The organism is Pseudopedobacter sp., assembly GCF_040392825.1.
Classification (GTDB): Bacteria; Bacteroidota; Bacteroidia; order Sphingobacteriales; family Sphingobacteriaceae; genus Pseudopedobacter.
On record NZ_JBEBVH010000072.1, the window covers coordinates 1 to 16060 of the forward strand.

The 16060-nt window shown below is 38.1% G+C and carries 10 protein-coding genes; all 10 read right to left on the bottom strand.

Features of this window, described 5'->3' with window-relative positions; translation table 11 throughout:
• A partial coding sequence (locus ABWO41_RS07135) for a sialidase family protein (protein WP_353135609.1) occupies positions 1–1355 on the bottom strand: 1355 nt, incomplete at its 3' end.
• Between the two features lie 11 nt (positions 1356–1366).
• Positions 1367–2329 carry a hypothetical protein gene (locus tag ABWO41_RS07140; RefSeq protein ID WP_353135612.1) on the bottom strand — a complete coding sequence of 321 codons (963 nt, stop codon included), beginning with the start codon at positions 2327–2329 and terminating at the stop codon, positions 1367–1369.
• 26 nt (positions 2330–2355) lie between these two features.
• Positions 2356–6000 (bottom strand): PQQ-binding-like beta-propeller repeat protein, encoded by a 3645-nt coding sequence (locus tag ABWO41_RS07145; protein WP_353135615.1) that lies wholly within the window; start codon positions 5998–6000, stop codon positions 2356–2358.
• 28 nt (positions 6001–6028) lie between these two features.
• Positions 6029–6697 (bottom strand): GDSL-type esterase/lipase family protein, encoded by a 669-nt coding sequence (locus ABWO41_RS07150; protein WP_353135618.1) that lies wholly within the window; start codon positions 6695–6697, stop codon positions 6029–6031.
• Positions 6698–8008: an acetylxylan esterase gene (locus ABWO41_RS07155; protein WP_353135621.1), complete on the bottom strand. Its 1311-nt coding sequence runs from the start codon at positions 8006–8008 to the stop codon at positions 6698–6700. It lies immediately after the preceding gene.
• A 20-nt stretch (positions 8009–8028) separates the two neighbouring features.
• Positions 8029–9330 carry an acetylxylan esterase gene (locus ABWO41_RS07160; protein WP_353135624.1) on the bottom strand — a complete coding sequence of 434 codons (1302 nt, stop codon included), beginning with the start codon at positions 9328–9330 and terminating at the stop codon, positions 8029–8031.
• 16 nt (positions 9331–9346) lie between these two features.
• The gene (locus ABWO41_RS07165; RefSeq protein ID WP_353135627.1) at positions 9347–11326 is read right to left on the bottom strand and encodes an NHL repeat-containing protein; all 1980 of its coding nucleotides are present in this window, start codon (positions 11324–11326) and stop codon (positions 9347–9349) included.
• A 116-nt stretch (positions 11327–11442) separates the two neighbouring features.
• Positions 11443–12450, bottom strand: coding sequence for a hypothetical protein (locus ABWO41_RS07170; protein WP_353135630.1), 1008 nt, complete (start codon positions 12448–12450; stop codon positions 11443–11445).
• Between the two features lie 66 nt (positions 12451–12516).
• Complete coding sequence (locus ABWO41_RS07175) at positions 12517–15753, bottom strand: hypothetical protein (protein WP_353135632.1); 3237 nt, start codon at positions 15751–15753, stop codon at positions 12517–12519.
• A gap of 53 nt (positions 15754–15806) precedes the next feature.
• The coding region (locus ABWO41_RS07180) for a hypothetical protein (protein WP_353135635.1) at positions 15807–16060 on the bottom strand (254 nt) is incomplete at its 5' end.

The following is a 16060-nucleotide window of genomic DNA, read 5'->3' on the forward strand; positions in this document are numbered from 1 at the left end:
TTTTCCGCCTTTTTCCTTCTATGTTCAATCCGTATAGCTCTTTCTTCTTCGGTTAAACCTGTTGCTTTACTTATAAGAATGGCCTTATTAGAATGTGGATCAAGCATTTTTCCGACAAGAATGTCTTTTTCAGTAAACCTGGCCATCCAGATTTCTGCAGAGAACCAGCGGTCATAATCATAACAAATATAAATTGTACCATCTTCTGCTTGAATCCCGTCGGGATAAGAGACGCCTCTGTCTACAAGTAAGAAACCCTTTGACCAAGTAATGCCGTCATCTTCTGAAAGAAATGCGGTGAGTTTTGTCCTGCTTAAGACTGTACTGTCGCCTTCAGGGCGTTTAATTTGCTCGCCATGTTTTATCAATAGCAAACGACCTGATTTTAATCGCGTAATAAAATGACGACTATTACCATGGAATATCTTAGATTCTTCCGCTTTACTCCATGTATAACCTCTGTCTGTCGAAAAGCTCTCGCACATTCCCTTAAGCGTACGCATTGTCATCCATAAAGAACCATCTTTCCGTTCAATTAGCATATTCTCGTCAACTGTTGGATAAGGCGATTTTACTGTGTTTCCACGAAGTTTCCATGTTTTTCCCTGATCAATGGAAACAAGGACATTTGCACCTCTACGGTCGTCAAGTTCGTGAAAATGTGCTTTAAATTCCGAGTTTATCAGCGTACGCGGCCATAAAGATACAGGTAGTAACCATTCGCCTTTTGCAGTTACTATTGGTTTATTAAGAGCAGCCCCATCTGATATTCTTTTAGGTTTAGACCATTTCAGTTCTTTGCTGTCCGGATTAGAGCAAACAGTTGCCCATACACCTGCGCGGCCATCAAAATATCCGATACTCTGGTCATAAAACAACCAAAGATTACCTTTTGGATCAGTCCACACATTTGCGACTAATGCGCGTCTCCCAAGTGGCAAGCCAGAAATCCGCGGATCGATAACAACACGGGGTTTAGACCAGGTTTGGCCATTGTCCCTGCTGCTCGCTAATACTACGAAAGCCTTATCATTATCTCCTCCAGCAACCCAGCAAGTCCATAATGTTCCTGCCGGAGTTCTTGTAATTCCTTCCGAAAGTGCATAATCGAGCTTGTCTACGTCATACTCTGGCAATGGAGAAACTTTTACTTTTGCAGGAAGTAATGCCAGATTTAATAAATCAGCGGTTGAGTATTTTTTATTAACAATATTTTTCTTTGTACTCAAACTATTACCTTCTCCGGGAAGATTCATCAAATCTGCATCGTTTTGTGCCATAAGATGTCTTGGAGAGCCCATGACACAAATAAACAATAATAAATATGCTCCAGTAATTTTTAAGCATTTTTTCATGTTAATCCAACTTAGAGCTTATTCTTACTGTTTTTGATTTTAATCTTAGTATTCTTTTCTATGAAAGTCATCATACTCGAAGTAAATGCTTTTGCCAGTTTAGCATGACTGTTTGATTTCCTCTGGTCTATACTACATTCTACCTGCCAGCCAATTACATTTGGATATTTTACAGATGTGTAATTTGGTGTATTGTAAACCGTTTCTGCAGCAAAATAAGCTTCATTGTTTAAAGGAGCGTTATCCTGGGCGCTGGGTACAGTGGGAATTCCGTTATTAACCAGAAGTGATCCAAAAGCATTGTTCCCAATAAGCAAATCGCTAATGCCTATGTTCTTATTCCAGTTATTGGTAAAGAAATTTCTTAAGCTTGATTTTTGCTCCAAGTTGCCAGGGATGTTTTTTGTCTGTACTGCTATTAAATCCTTTTTACTAATTGAATACCCAAGCTCGACACGTTGTTTTGTATGCGGGTGGCCATGTAAATCTATATAAATAGCTTTTCCAAAGTTTTTTACGGCATCTTTTAATGCTACATTAATAAAGCCATGAAAATTATTCCAGGCAGTTTTCATGGTTTCCTTGCCACAAGTTGCAGTTTCTAAATCTCTGTTTTGGTCTATATGCTTACGAGACAAATGACAGATAACAATATAAGGTCTTAGTTTGTACTTCTCTTCAAATTCCTGCTGTATTGCTTTGGCTATTTCTATTGTACCGAAGTCATAATGGCTGTTATGTCCCGGGCAGGTATTGAGTCCCAATTCTTCAACGATAAGGCTTCCGCCATGAGGTACACTGATTACCAAAGGCATATTTCCAGGAATATATTCTGTCCATTTATGCTCATCGTATTCAGTTGGTCTTAAAGACGCTACTTTTTTTTGTATGGTAGCAGGGACTTTTTCCCCCTGCTTACTATACGAAGATATGGCTATTATTAAGCCTATTAAAATCAAAAACGTTCTTTTCATATAAGATACTTATAAATAAACATCAATTAATTTTTTACCAGATATATATTCTTACCAGAATAAAACACTGCAGATTTTTCTCCGGCAGAAATCTTTGTCTGATAAATGGAGTTGAGATCGAAACTATAAGCTGATTTGCTTAGAATTTTACCATTTAAATCTAATAAGTACGAATAACCATCCATACACGTAGCCAGTAATTGTTTGTTTACTAGTTTCAAATCTGTTAATTGGGCCGGAAGTTTTGTATAAGTTATTATTTTTCCTGTACCGTCTAAATAAACTACATCGCCCATTTCGGTCGCTGCTGCCAATTTTACAGGGCCGTGTTCGATATCAACAATAGATACGGGTTTCCCTCCAACATTAGCATTCCAGCTTTTAAAAGTATTTCCTTCAGGGACATTTACATAAAGCCAGCCGTCACCTCTTCCAAAAATTGCTTCTTTTTTGCCATCACCATTCAGGTCTTTTATCACTACCGAATAATTCCAGGGAGAAATAGTAATTCCTTTTGTACTAACGCCTTTATGATTAGCAAGCTGAAGAGAATAATATTCGTTACCTAAAGCAATATCGTCTAGGCCATCTCCATCCATATCTCCTGCAGCTCCTACTGTTGCGCCATGTAAAATTGGACATCTCCAGATTTGTTGCCCCGTTTTGTAAGAAAAAGCATAATAGTGCCATGCCTGAGACCCGGCAATAAGTGCTAATTCTCCACTGTTATCCAGTTTCGCGGTAAATAAGGTTGTTATTGTGCCGTTTCTTTTATGCCAGGAACCAATTTTGCCGACCCAGGCTATTTGCCCATTTTCGTTTACAAGATGTAAAGTCGCTTCGCCTGCGTCTAAGCTTTCCGGGAAAACAGCAACGGCCCATGATATACCTTTATTGGTTTTTACGGGACATATAGCGGTTATCTCCTTAGCAAATTTATGTTCAAAGAGAGTTTTTCCTTTTTCATCAATAATTATAAAATTACCATTGGCAGATCCAATAGCTATTTGTCCGTCTTGCAGAGCAATAGATGATGCATCGCTTTTTAGATTTTTAATGTTATCAATTTTGTTATCAGCAGCTGCAACATTTTCTGGTTTTGAAGACAGTACCAGTTTACCTTTTTCAAACTCTTCCTTCAATACCTTAAGATAAGCTTCGTTTAAGACATCTTTATAGTCTATTACAATATCTTGAGGAGTGTTTGAACTCCATTGGTAATCTCCTATTTTAATTATCGTTGCTCTGGAGGCCAATATACCGTCTGGGCCCAGGAAACATTTGCCGGATTCTACTTCTATAGAATTGGATTTGTAATTTCCTATGATAGCTAAATGATAATCTTCCCCTGAGTTTACTGCATAAACGTTATTCGCTATTTGATGAATTTTTGGTGCGACAGGATTTCTGCCTTCGGCAGCATGCATAAAATTCACATAATACAATTTATCGCCTTTTTGATAATTTCCTTGCCTGCGTTGAACAATTTGTCTGGTGTTCAAATCATAGGTTTTTTTGTATCCGGTCAAGTTTCCGTCTCTTCTTCCATGGCCGCCTTCAAAAAAGGTTTTAGCAAATCTGGTTGCTCCACTGCCTTCAACAATAAAGAAGTTATAAGGAACCCCATCATTAGATGCTTTTTGAGTAAACTGTACAGACTGGTCTTTAAGTTGCATGTTGCCTACACTTCTCCAATAGAGCTCAATCCCGTAACTTCCGGGGATTAGAACATCAACCTCATCTATGATCCAAAGCCCTTTTTTAGCCAGATAATTTATATTTCTTGTCCAATTCACGCCATTGTACTGCTCAAGCAAAAGCGATAGCAGCGACTGGGCTTTACTCCCGCTTTCTAGTGCAACTTTTACTTGTGAAGCTGCGGCTTTATTTCTGACTTTAAAATTGCGTCTGAAATCGAAGTTCTTTCCGTTTCTGTTTACTATCATGGAATTATGATCGTCGGGAAATTTCTTAATATAATCTCCTTCCCATAGCCATAATCTGTCGCCTACGATATACTGGCTAATACCATTTGCATCAAAATGGCCGTGGTTTCTGCCATCACCATTAATACCGGTTACAGTTAAGAAATCTGCATGCCCATCCCATCCGCTTCTGAAGATAGCTTTATCTAATAAAGGTGTTCTGAATAAGTCTTTAATCTTATACTGTTCCTGTTTAAATTCATTTAACAGAAAATAACTTAAACCATGAGTATCTGCCCCGGGCGGGGGTAAATCTATTTTAGTTTCAATACCTTTTCCATTATTATTCCTGTCAATAAGTTGTAAAAGATATTTAGCCTCATTGTCATCAAAAAGCTCAATCGCTTGTTTCAGAAAAGGGTGCGAACTATAATGTCCTATTGCGTTTGCATCTCCATAGCCTGCTAAATATCCCAAATGGTTGTATTGTGCTTTAGTAAACCTTAAATATCCCTGGAATAGGGGGGATCTGAAAAAATCCATTTTATATCTCCCGCTGGTAATGGCGTAGTCTACAAAAATTCTGTAAACCAGGTATTGATAACCTGCTGCATCTTCTGGAGAATATGGATGTGGAGCTACTCCATCAAATCCATTGTCGGCAACTTCTTTCCAGTATTTTGCAGGTTCATAATTGTATCGGGTTAAAAGATATCGGGCAATAGAAGAAACTGTCCTTGATGCAAAACAAGAGTGATTTGTAATGTAGCCTTTGGTTCCGGCGTTATAGAACTTCATAGGTTCTGCCATTTCCCAATAGTTCATTGCATCCTCTGCAATTCTGCGCATAAACTCAATAGCCTTAAGCCGGTCTGTATCAGAAAAGCTTTTAGAGTTTTCTACATTGTACAGATAAGTAGGAAATACATGAAATTCGAATGTCGGAGGTGTTTTTCTGTCGCCCAGAAATTTATCATAACGTTCTAAAACCATATTCATCATCTCAGAAAAGGTTTTTACATAAGCATCATTACCGGTCATTTTATATTTATTCACCGGTTTGGCCAATAAGGATTCTATGGCGATATTATTTCTGCGGGAATCATCTTTTGCATAATGATCTAATAATTCTTTGATAAATTCCTGCTGATCCTTTTGTACATTCTCCTGATTCCATCCTTTACACTCTATAAAAAACTTAACTTTATTCGGATTATGGGCTTTTTTAAGCAAAATTTTAATTGCCTCTTTAAAATCAGATTCGTCCGTTCCGTTAATATAAACTACGTCTTTTCCCCAACTTAGGGCATTTGGAATAGTTCTTATTTCATAACCTTTATCGTTATTACCTAATAAGCTGTTGGCATCCAATTCACGTAAAGCCATGTTATATTTCGCTTTACCAAACAGAATGATATTCTTGTTTCCGCTTTTTGCTGCTTCCCAGTCAACTAAAGGAATTTCAACCTTCCAGGCTTTCGATAATTCTTTTTGTAAAATAGAACCTAAATAGTTATGCTCGTCTTTATCTGCTTTTACAATCACTACATTTGCTATTCCCCCTTTTTTTGCCAATGAAATAAATTCTGGTCCGTGGTATGCTTTAATACCTTCAGGCAGCGCTTTAGTTATCTCCCTTTGCAGATTATAAGTTACTGAAGAGTAAAGGTAACTATCAATTTTTTGAGCAAAAACAGTAATATTTAAAATAAAAACAAGACTTATTGCCAGTGATATTCTTTTCATATTTGTTCTGTAATCAATATCTTAAGTTTTATTTTAGCAATGCAGGTTTTAACTCTTTCTGCCAAATCGCATAACCGGAAGCATTCATATGTAAACTATCCTTTAAAAATATAGTCTTGATGGGCTCGCCATTTGCAGCTAACATTTTATTATATACATCAATATATCCGGCATACCTATCTTTTTTTAAGAAGTTCTTAATTAAAGTGTTGGTTTCTATTACTTGTGGGATAAGGTGCCTTCTTCTTGGGCTTGGCTTAATGGAAATAAAAGTGATGTTCACTTTCTTTCCCAATTTGCTCCTGATACCATCATACAGGGTTTTGAAATTGCCGAATACAATTTCTGGGGTAGCATTTTTGGCCATTAAGTCATTATCCCCACAATAAATGATGATTTGCTTAGGTTTATAAGGATAAATAACATCATCTGCATGTCTAATCAAATCTGGAAACTGAGACCCACCAAATCCACGGTTGATAATTGTGTAATCAGGAAAATAAGATTGCACATCTTTCCAGTTAGTGAAAGACGAACTGCCAATTAGCAAAATAGGGCTCTTAGCCGGTGGATTAATGCTGTCCAGTTGTTTAAACTTCTGGATATTAGCTTGAAAACGTGATGGTTTTTGTGCTATACTGTTTTCATAACACAAAAAAAGAGCAAAAGCTAATGCTAAATATTTTAAACACTTCATTTAATTTTTTCTTAATTTGTTTTGTAACCAATCTGTCCGTTTTTTCGTTTGTGCCCTGTTATACCAATGTCCTGTTTCTTTGGCTATATATAATTCCTTAGGCGCTGTTATTGAATTATAGGTGGAAAACATGGTAGTAGGAGGGGTGGTTTCATCATTGTATCCAAAACTGTATAGGCCTGGTACTTTAATTTGTTTTGCAAAGTTCACAGCATCATAATACTGCAAACTTTTTACCGCTCTGTCTTTATTGCTTCCGATACTTTTAAACATATGTGGCCATCCTCCAGCTCTGTCAAATAGATAACCAGTAAGGTCTGATAGTGCAGGAGCATATGCAGCTAAATATTTTATTCTATTATCCAATGCCGTGGTTACTAAAGTTAAGGCACCTCCCTGGCTTCCTCCTGTCGCTGCTATATTTTCACCGTCAAATTCGGGTAGCGTATATATAAAGTCAATTGCTCTTACGCAGCCCAGATACACTCTCTTGAAATAATAGGTGTCTTTATTTTCCATTCCCTCTACCCTGTATCTTTTAAAGGTAGTGTTAGCAAGTTTTTTGTATTCTTCGGGCTCCATGTTTAACGGAATTCCATGTATACCTATCTGTAATGTAATAAAACCATTTTTGGCGGTAGTTAGATCGCCTTGAATTTTATGTATTCCGGCTCCCGGCGGGTTGAATATTGCCGGATAACGCCCCGGTGCTTTTGGAACACATAAAATGCCATATATCCTGCTGCCCGGTTTGTAATTCTGGAAAGAAATTTCATATACGTTAAGCTCTTCTGTAGATCTATCTTTTAAAAGGGTCATTTTAGGATCTAAAGGTATTTCCCTGTTGTCTTTTATAGCCTTCTGCCAAAAATCCATAAAGTCTGAGGGCATATTCACTGTAGGAGCAATTTTATTAGGATCAAAAGCTGCGGTTATTACTTCCCGGTATTGCTTTCCTTCATGCTCAATTTTAACAATACACCTTAAAAAACCAGGCTGTTTCATTGTACCTGCGGGAATGCTGAAATTTCCATTGCTGGAAATTAGACTGTCTACTACAAGCGGAGTGAGCATTTCTGGTCCAATCTCATATTTAACCTTAATGTTATTAAGTATCTGCCCTTTATACTTTACCGTTCCGGATATTGTAACCTTCTCGCCTACATTATAAACCCAATTGTCGTGGTTTAAGGAAAGTCCGGCAGTTAGATCCTGCGGCTTAGGCTGTGATTGAGCCTTAAAAAAGAAGAAACAGAAGATAGATAATAATAAATATCTGCCGTTAAATTTTAAAAGATGATTAGAGATCATACGATTATATATTAAAATTATTAATTAGGTTTTAGTTTACTTTGTAGCCAATCTAGTCTTTTTGTAGTTTGTCTGCTGCTATACCAATGGCCACTTTCTTTTTCGATAAATAATTCTTTCGGAGCATGAATGGAATTGTATACAGAAAACATGGTGGTGGGTGGTGTAGTCTCATCATTAAATCCCCAACTGTAGAGGCCGGGAACCCTGATCTGTTTTGCAAAGTTTACAGCGTCGTAATACTGTAAACTATATACGGCTTTATGTTGGTTGCTACCTATGTTTTTAAACATATGTGGCCATCCGCCAGCTCTGCCACATAAATAACCGGTGAGGTCAGATAAAGCAGGGGCATAGGCCGATATGTATTTTACCCGATCGTCCAGTGCAGTTGTTACCAGAGCTAGCGCACCTCCCTGGCTCCCTCCGGAGGCAGCTAGATTTTCGCCATCAAATTGTGGCAGGCTGTATATAAAATCGATAGCTTTTACACAACCCAGGTATACTCTTTTAAAATAATAAGTATCTCTGTCATACATCCCATCTACTCGGTATCGTTTGAGAGTTGTATTTGCCAAATTTTCATATTCACTTTCATCCATATTTAATGGAATACCATGTATGCCTATTTGAAGAGTGATAAAGCCCTTTTTTGCTGTACTTAAGTCCCCGGCAATCTTGTGAACGCCGGCTCCCGGTGGATTAAATATGGCGGGATAGCTTCCCGATGCTTTTGGAATACATAAAATACCATAAATTCTGCTTCCAGGGGTGTAATTCTGGAAAGAGATTTCATAAACATTAAGCTCACTTGTAGATTTATCTTCCAATAGTATCATTTGAGCATCTAAAGGAATTGATTTATTTTTTTCTATTGCGTTTTTCCAAAAATCCATAAAGTCATAAGGCATACCCACAGTAGGAGATATATTATCCGGATTAAATGCGGCTGTTATTAGCTCTCTGTATTGCTGTCCCCCGTACTCTATGTTAATTATACATCTTAAAAATCCCGGCTGGTTCATTGTGCCTGCAGGAATTTTAAAAGTACCATTATTGGTAATAATGCTATCTGTAATAATAGGAGACATCATTTCTGCGCCTATTTCATATTTAACTTTAGCATTATTAACCAGTTGCTCTTTATACTTTATAGTACCAGAAACAAGCACTTGTTCACCAGTGTTGTAGACCCAATCTGAATGATTTAAAGTAAGCCCTCCGGTAAGATCCTGTGCGAGAGCACCCCAAAAGAAGTGTACACAAAAGCATAACAGCAAGAGCAGTCTGGTATTAATTTTTGAAAAACAGCTATTTAACATCTTAATTTATTAAGGATTATCTTTTTAATATATCCAAACGCCATATCTCTTTACCGCTTCTATAATACATTTCTTTATCTAAGCCAAGAATGATATTTGCACCCGATATATTAAAAGATTTGACTTCTAATGTTTTGGGGTCTAAAGAAATTAGTTTACCAATAAAATCACCGTATATCATGCCATTAGGATGAAGAACAAGTGCGTCTGGTCTCCATAAAAAAGAATCTCTTTTGTCGTCATAAACATGTTTGGTTAGTATCACTGCTTTCTTTTTTACATCAAATTTGAACAGTGTACCGCCTGCATATCCCCAAATATGACCATCCGGACCGTTCATTAGTGCCGTAATTGCTTTTGCTCCGGGTACTGGTACAACTTCAAATATTTTTTGTTTTTTTGCCGGATCCCAGACAAACAGTTTGGCTTCCTTTTCTACCGGCTGAATGCCCAAGCCGCCCCATATAGAACAACCTCCTATCAGCATATCGTTCTGAAAAGCCAGTGTAATAACAGACTGTTTTTGAACAACTTCTCCGTGACTGACAACATTATCAGTTGTTGCGTCTATTTCTATCAAAGCACCTCCATTTATTCCATACTCCGGAACAGTACCAAAAAACACCTTATTTAAAGAAGGTACAGCTAATGCACCAAAGGGCCTGTCCTGTCCGCTAACAGATCCTATTTGTTTAGGGTTTTTATCTTTAAGACTCCATTCTGCTGAAATATCGTACACATTAAATCTGGCTTTAGGATAATTGCCAAAGTATATTTTAGAGCCTAATTTTGTAGCACTTTCTGTTTGAGACAGTCCTTTATACACCGTCGCCTTATTCTTCTTTAAGTCATAAGCGGCATTGCTTCCGCCCAGGTACCCTCCTGACCATATTTTATTATCGGGTCCCATATCAATATAAGTTAAGGAAATAGGTTGCGCAGGAACATCTATCAGGGCCTGTGTTTTTTGCTGGGAAGTAGCTGGATTAAAGGTTGTGATTTGCTGATAGCTATTCAAGAACAAAAGTTCTCCTTTTTCATTCCATGCAGAAGCTAAAGGTTTTCCTCTGAAATTAGAGAGCTCTACAGGCGTTGGATTCTCTTCTTTATAGTCCAGCATCATCAGTTTGCTGTTATGAACGTAATACACCTTTTCTGATGCAGGGTCTTTAATTATGGCCTTTACGGGAAATTCAGGCATTTCTCCTTCGTACCTTTTTTTTGTGATATTATAAACAAGTACTTTTTTTGCGCCGGCAACAGTAAAGAAAATTCTGTCTCCTGACTTTAAGCCTTCTACCTGGCCTATGTCGTATACAAACTGCGCTGACTTATATTCTTGCGGTAATAAACTAACCTTAGTTTTAGATTTTGCGTCCAGTTCTATGAGGTGCGCATGTGAACCAATACCGGCATAAATTTTCTGACTGATGTGATTATATACCAGTCCCCTCACATAATTTTCTCCTTCTACCAGAGGCCCGTTTCCGAAATCTGTATAACCTTCAGTTGGATGATACCTAAAAACTCTGCAATTAGGATAAGTTGCACCGTAAATTTCACCATCTTTGCCTGCAGATAAATCCCAGATATATGTTTCTGTTCCTAAAACCTTTCCCAGGTTTTCAGCCTGTTTGGTTCCTGGAACGTGTTTATAGAAAAAGCCACCAGAGCCACCCGCTACATAAACTACCCCTGTAGAGCTGACTTCCAAGTCCCAGGAACCATCTGTCTTTGGTAGTGGAATATCAACGGCCAGTTTTCGGGTTTCTGTATCAAAACCCAGCAAGTGAGCGGGAGTTCCTCTAACTACGGTATATATTAATGTTCTTCCATCAGGATCTTTAGCAAAAACACTCCCCTGTAAAACAATATCTGTTACCTGAGGGCCCAGATTGGTGATTTTAAAATTTTCTTTTGGAATTGCTGTTAGGTCTTGCGCCGAAGCTGATATAGCAAAAAGAGAGAACAGCAGTAAATTGATTGTTTTTTTCATTATTGAGTTTAGAAATTAATAGGCATAAGAAAGTTTGTTTAAAATAAGTTTAGACCGGAAATTTAATATTCCCGGTCTAATTCTCTTTTATTTTAAGAACATTCCAGATTCGGATCTTATTTTTTGGCTGCTGCAAGATGAACAATTTTTAAATCACTTATAGTTAATGATGCAGAGTTGTCGTAGCTCATGGTGCCATCAGCATTTTTTACATCAGAATGTGCTCCTTCACGAGACATGATACTAAAGCCGTTTAAATCTCCGGTATAATAAATATCCTTATCAACTCCACCCTGGTTTCTTACCAGTTTTGCCGCTTCATTGCTTCCTGCACCTTTCTGAACGCCATCTATATAAATGTGATAAGCTTTTGCCGGTAATGTTTTTTGTGTTCCGTTAAATGTATAGGATTGACTTGCATCTGTGTTATTACAGAACAGATCAAATTTTGACTCTTTATCGGGGGCTATAGATACGCCTGGAATCGTTTGCCAACCCCAGTAGTTATTATCTGCTTTAGGCTGGGCTCCGTCATTATATCTTACTTGTAAACTGTATTTTCCTCCAACAGCAGCTTTTCTAAGTCTGAACAGGGTGTACACTCCTTTGTCTGCATTACCAGCTGCTGAAATTATTGGAGCTCCTGCTCCACCAACGCTGGAATTTGCGCCCGATCCGGCAATAATATACCATATAGCTTGTTTGTTTTCTGCAGTATTACTTGGCTTTAAATTAAAATGTACGCTCATTATCTTTGACTTAGCTTCGAAATTTCTGGCAATGAATTTTGCAGCAGCAGGAGCGAAACCGCGTCCACTGGTATGAACCATGGTTAGGGAAGGGCTTCCTTGGTTATTAAGCGTAAAAGAAGACTTTCCGCTTCCGCTTTCCTCACCTGCCATAATTTTTACCTCACCTGATTTTGGTTTTGGAAGAAAGTCCTGGGCTGAAGGAGTTGATGTCTTTTCTATTCCCTTACCAGAATTGGCCACTGTTCCTGTTGCGCCGGAAAAATCGTATTCCCAAACGATGTTTTTTAAGTTTCCCGATTCAACCCATTGAGCTTTCGTTTGAAAGCCGATTGCCGTTAAAGCTGATAATAAAAATAGTGTGGTCTTTTTCATGTTATGTATTTTAAATAGTTAATAATTTTTGTAAATCTTTCGCCGTTATGAGTTTTGATCTTAGTTTCATAGAATCAGCTTAACACTTTTAGAAGCAGAAGCTGTGCGTATGTGAACAACGGCAACGCTTCTGGGAGAGTTAACCGGCATTGTTAGTTCAAATTCATTCATTCCCTCGACTAAAGTCTTTTTTGTCTTATAAATTATCCTGCCCGTAACATCGCTGATTGTAATTTCTGAAGGTGTAACCTTAGTGGACGAGATTAAAACTTTTAAATTATTGTCTGCCAGTTTAAAGACACTAAATATACTTTCCTCTGCCATCATCTTATCGCCAGTTATCGGGTTCACTTTAGTACTTAGATCTGTTTGAACCATCAGACTTCCCTGATTTTGTGTTGTCTGCGGTTCTGTAAGGTGTTTAATTTCAAAATTACTTACAGTTAGCGAAGCGGAATTATTATATACTGTATTATTATTTACGTCTTTACTATATGCCGCTTCGCGGGACATAATGCTGAAAGCATTTAAATTTCCGGTATATTTTACAGATTGGTTTTGCTGTGCGAGGTTTCTGGTTAATCTGGCTGCTTCTGTAGTACTGGTACCCCTTTGGACATTGTTTATATAGATGTGATAAGCTGCCGCTGCTATGGTTTTCGTGGTCCCGTTGAATGTATAGGACTGTATAGAGTCTGTATTGTTAAAAAACAGATCTATTTTAGCGTCGCTCCCGTTTGTTAAAGCAACACCTGATATGTTTTGCCAGCCCCAGTTGGTAGAAGCATTTGTTTGTGTACCATCATTGTACCTTGCTTGCAAACTGTAATTGCCGCCAAGTGCAATTTTCCGAAGTCTGAAAAGAGCGTATATACCATTATCGGTACTGGTATACCCTGTAATTGCGGGAGATCCATTGCCAGTTACCGCATTATTTCCGCTTTGTCCTATAGCGAAATACCAGATTGCCTGATAGTTTTCGGCTGTGTTTTCTGGTTTTATATTAAAATGGGCGCTCATTACCTTAGATTGATCCTCAAAATCTTTTACAATAAATTTGGCAGGTGCGGGAGCGGTTCCTTTACCGCTCGTATGAACAAGTTTTAAGCTTGAAATAGCGTAATTACCTTTGTTAAGTATGAAAGCGGCCCTTCCAATTCCTGTTTCTTCCGTGGTTACAACTTTTACTTCTCCGGAAATAGGTTTCGGTAAAAAACCTCCTGTAGCAGGCGTTGATATGCTTTCTGTTCCTGTTGCATAAGCTGTATTGTCAAGTGTATCAATGTTTCCCGAGAAACTGTAATCCCAATCGATATTTTTTAAAACACCAGATTCTGTCCACTGCGCTGCTGTTGGTGTTGCTGCAAAGTGTTTAAGTTCGAAGTTGCTAACCGTTAGCGAAGCAGAATTATTATATACGGTATTGTTACCTGCATCTTTGCTATATGCTGCTTCGCGGGACATAATGCTGAAACCGCTTAAATCTCCGGTATATTTTACAGATTGATTTTGCTGTGCGAGGTTTCTGGTTAATCTGGCTGCTTCTGTAGCGCCGGTACCTCTTTGTATATTGTTTATATAAACGTGATAAGCCGTTGCTGCTATAGTTTTAGTTACGCCATTAAAGGAATAAGACTGTACAGTATCTGTATTATTAAAAAACAGATCTATTTTAGCATCTGAACCACTTGTTAAGGTCGCTCCTGTTATATTTTGCCAACCCCAGTTGGTAGAGGCATTCGTTTGTGTACCGTCATTATACCTTGCCTGTAAACTGTAATTACCACCCAGAGTAGTTTTCCGAAGTCTCAGAAGAGCATATATTCCGCCATCTGCACCGGTATATCCGGTGATTGCAGGTGCTCCGTTGCCAGTTACCGAGCTGTTTCCACTTTGCCCAACAACAATATACCATATAGCCTGGTAATTTTCGGCGGTATTTTCTGGTTTTATATTAAAATGCGCACTCATTACTCTGGATTGTGCCTTAAAATCCTTTACAATAAATTTAGCCGGTGCAGGTAAGACTCCTTTGCCACTTGTGTGTACCATTTTTAAGCTAGGGGCGGCATAATTACCATCGTTAAGCATAAAGGCCGCTCTTCCTGCTCCTGTTTCTTCTGTGGTTACAACTTTTACTTCCCCAGATATCGGTTTAGGTAAAAAACCTCCGGTAGCAGGTGTTGATATGCTTTCTGTTCCTGTTGCATATGCTATATTGTTAAGTGTATCAATGGTGCCCGAGAAACTGTAATCCCAATCGATATTTTTTAGAAACTCGGAATCAACCCATTGAGCTACTGTTGGAGGGGTGTTAAGATGGTTGATCTCAAAATTACTAATAGCCAATGAAGCAGAGTTGTCATAGATTATATTATTACCTGCATCTCTACTGTATGCGGCTTCACGTGACATAATGCTGAAAGCATTTAAATCTCCGGTATATTTTACAGATTGATTTTGTTGTGCGAGGTTTCTGGTTAATCTGGCTGCTTCTGCACTGCTGGTACCTCTTTGTACGTTATTGATATAAATGTGGTAAGCGGCTGCTGCCAGTTCTTTGGTTTCGCCGTTAAACGTATAAAATTGAGCTGTACCTGTATTATTGAAAAACAGGTCTATTTTTGCGTCTGTGCCGTTTGTTAAGGTTGCGCCAGATATATTTTGCCAACCCCAATTGGTAGAAGCATTTGTTTGTGTACCGTCATTATACCTTGCCTGTAAACTGTAACTACCACCTAATGTAGTTTTTCTAAACCTCAAAACAGTGTATATGCCATTGTCTGCAGTAGAGTAACCTGTAATCGCCGGAGACCCGTTCCCGGTAACGGAGCTGTTTCCGCTCTGTCCCACGGCAACATACCAGATAGCCTGATGATTTCCGGAGGTGTTTTCTGGTGTCACATTAAAATGGACACTCATCACTTTAGATTGGGACTCGAAATCTTTTACGATAAATTTAGCAGGTGCCGGTGAGGTTCCTTTGCCACTGGTATGAACCATTTTTAAGTATGAAGTCATACAAGTGCCTTTCAAAGAAAAAGAAACCTTTCCAGAACCGGTTTCCTCGGTTGTGCTAATTTTAACTTCTCCCGAGCTTGGTTTAGGTAAGAAATCCTGAGACAAAGGCGTTGATATTTTTTCTATTCCGGTTCCCGAACTCACAATAGTACCTTCTGTACCGGAAAAGCTATAGTGCCAATTAACGTTCTTTAAAGCTCCTGATTCAGCCCATTGCTGTGCTTTGGATTGAAATGTTAATGCATTTAGTATTAACAAAGAAAATAATATATTTTTTTTCATGCCATTTCAATTATAGTGTTTATAATCAGTTTGTTGTGTTCGAATTATGCTGGTTAATTTAAAACCATTTTCCACAAATTTTTATTATTCATATAGTACATCTCATTATTTGGCCCTAGTGTAAGGTAGCTTCCGGTTTTTCCCAACAAACTTATAGTTGGTGATGTCCCTGGATTATTAAGTTTAAATACCTGACCATTGATTATACCATAATAGTTATTGTCTTTAGGATTCAATACCAAATGATCGGGGCGCCATAAGTGTGACGATCTGGTATCGTTGTATATATTAGTACTTTGTACCACCT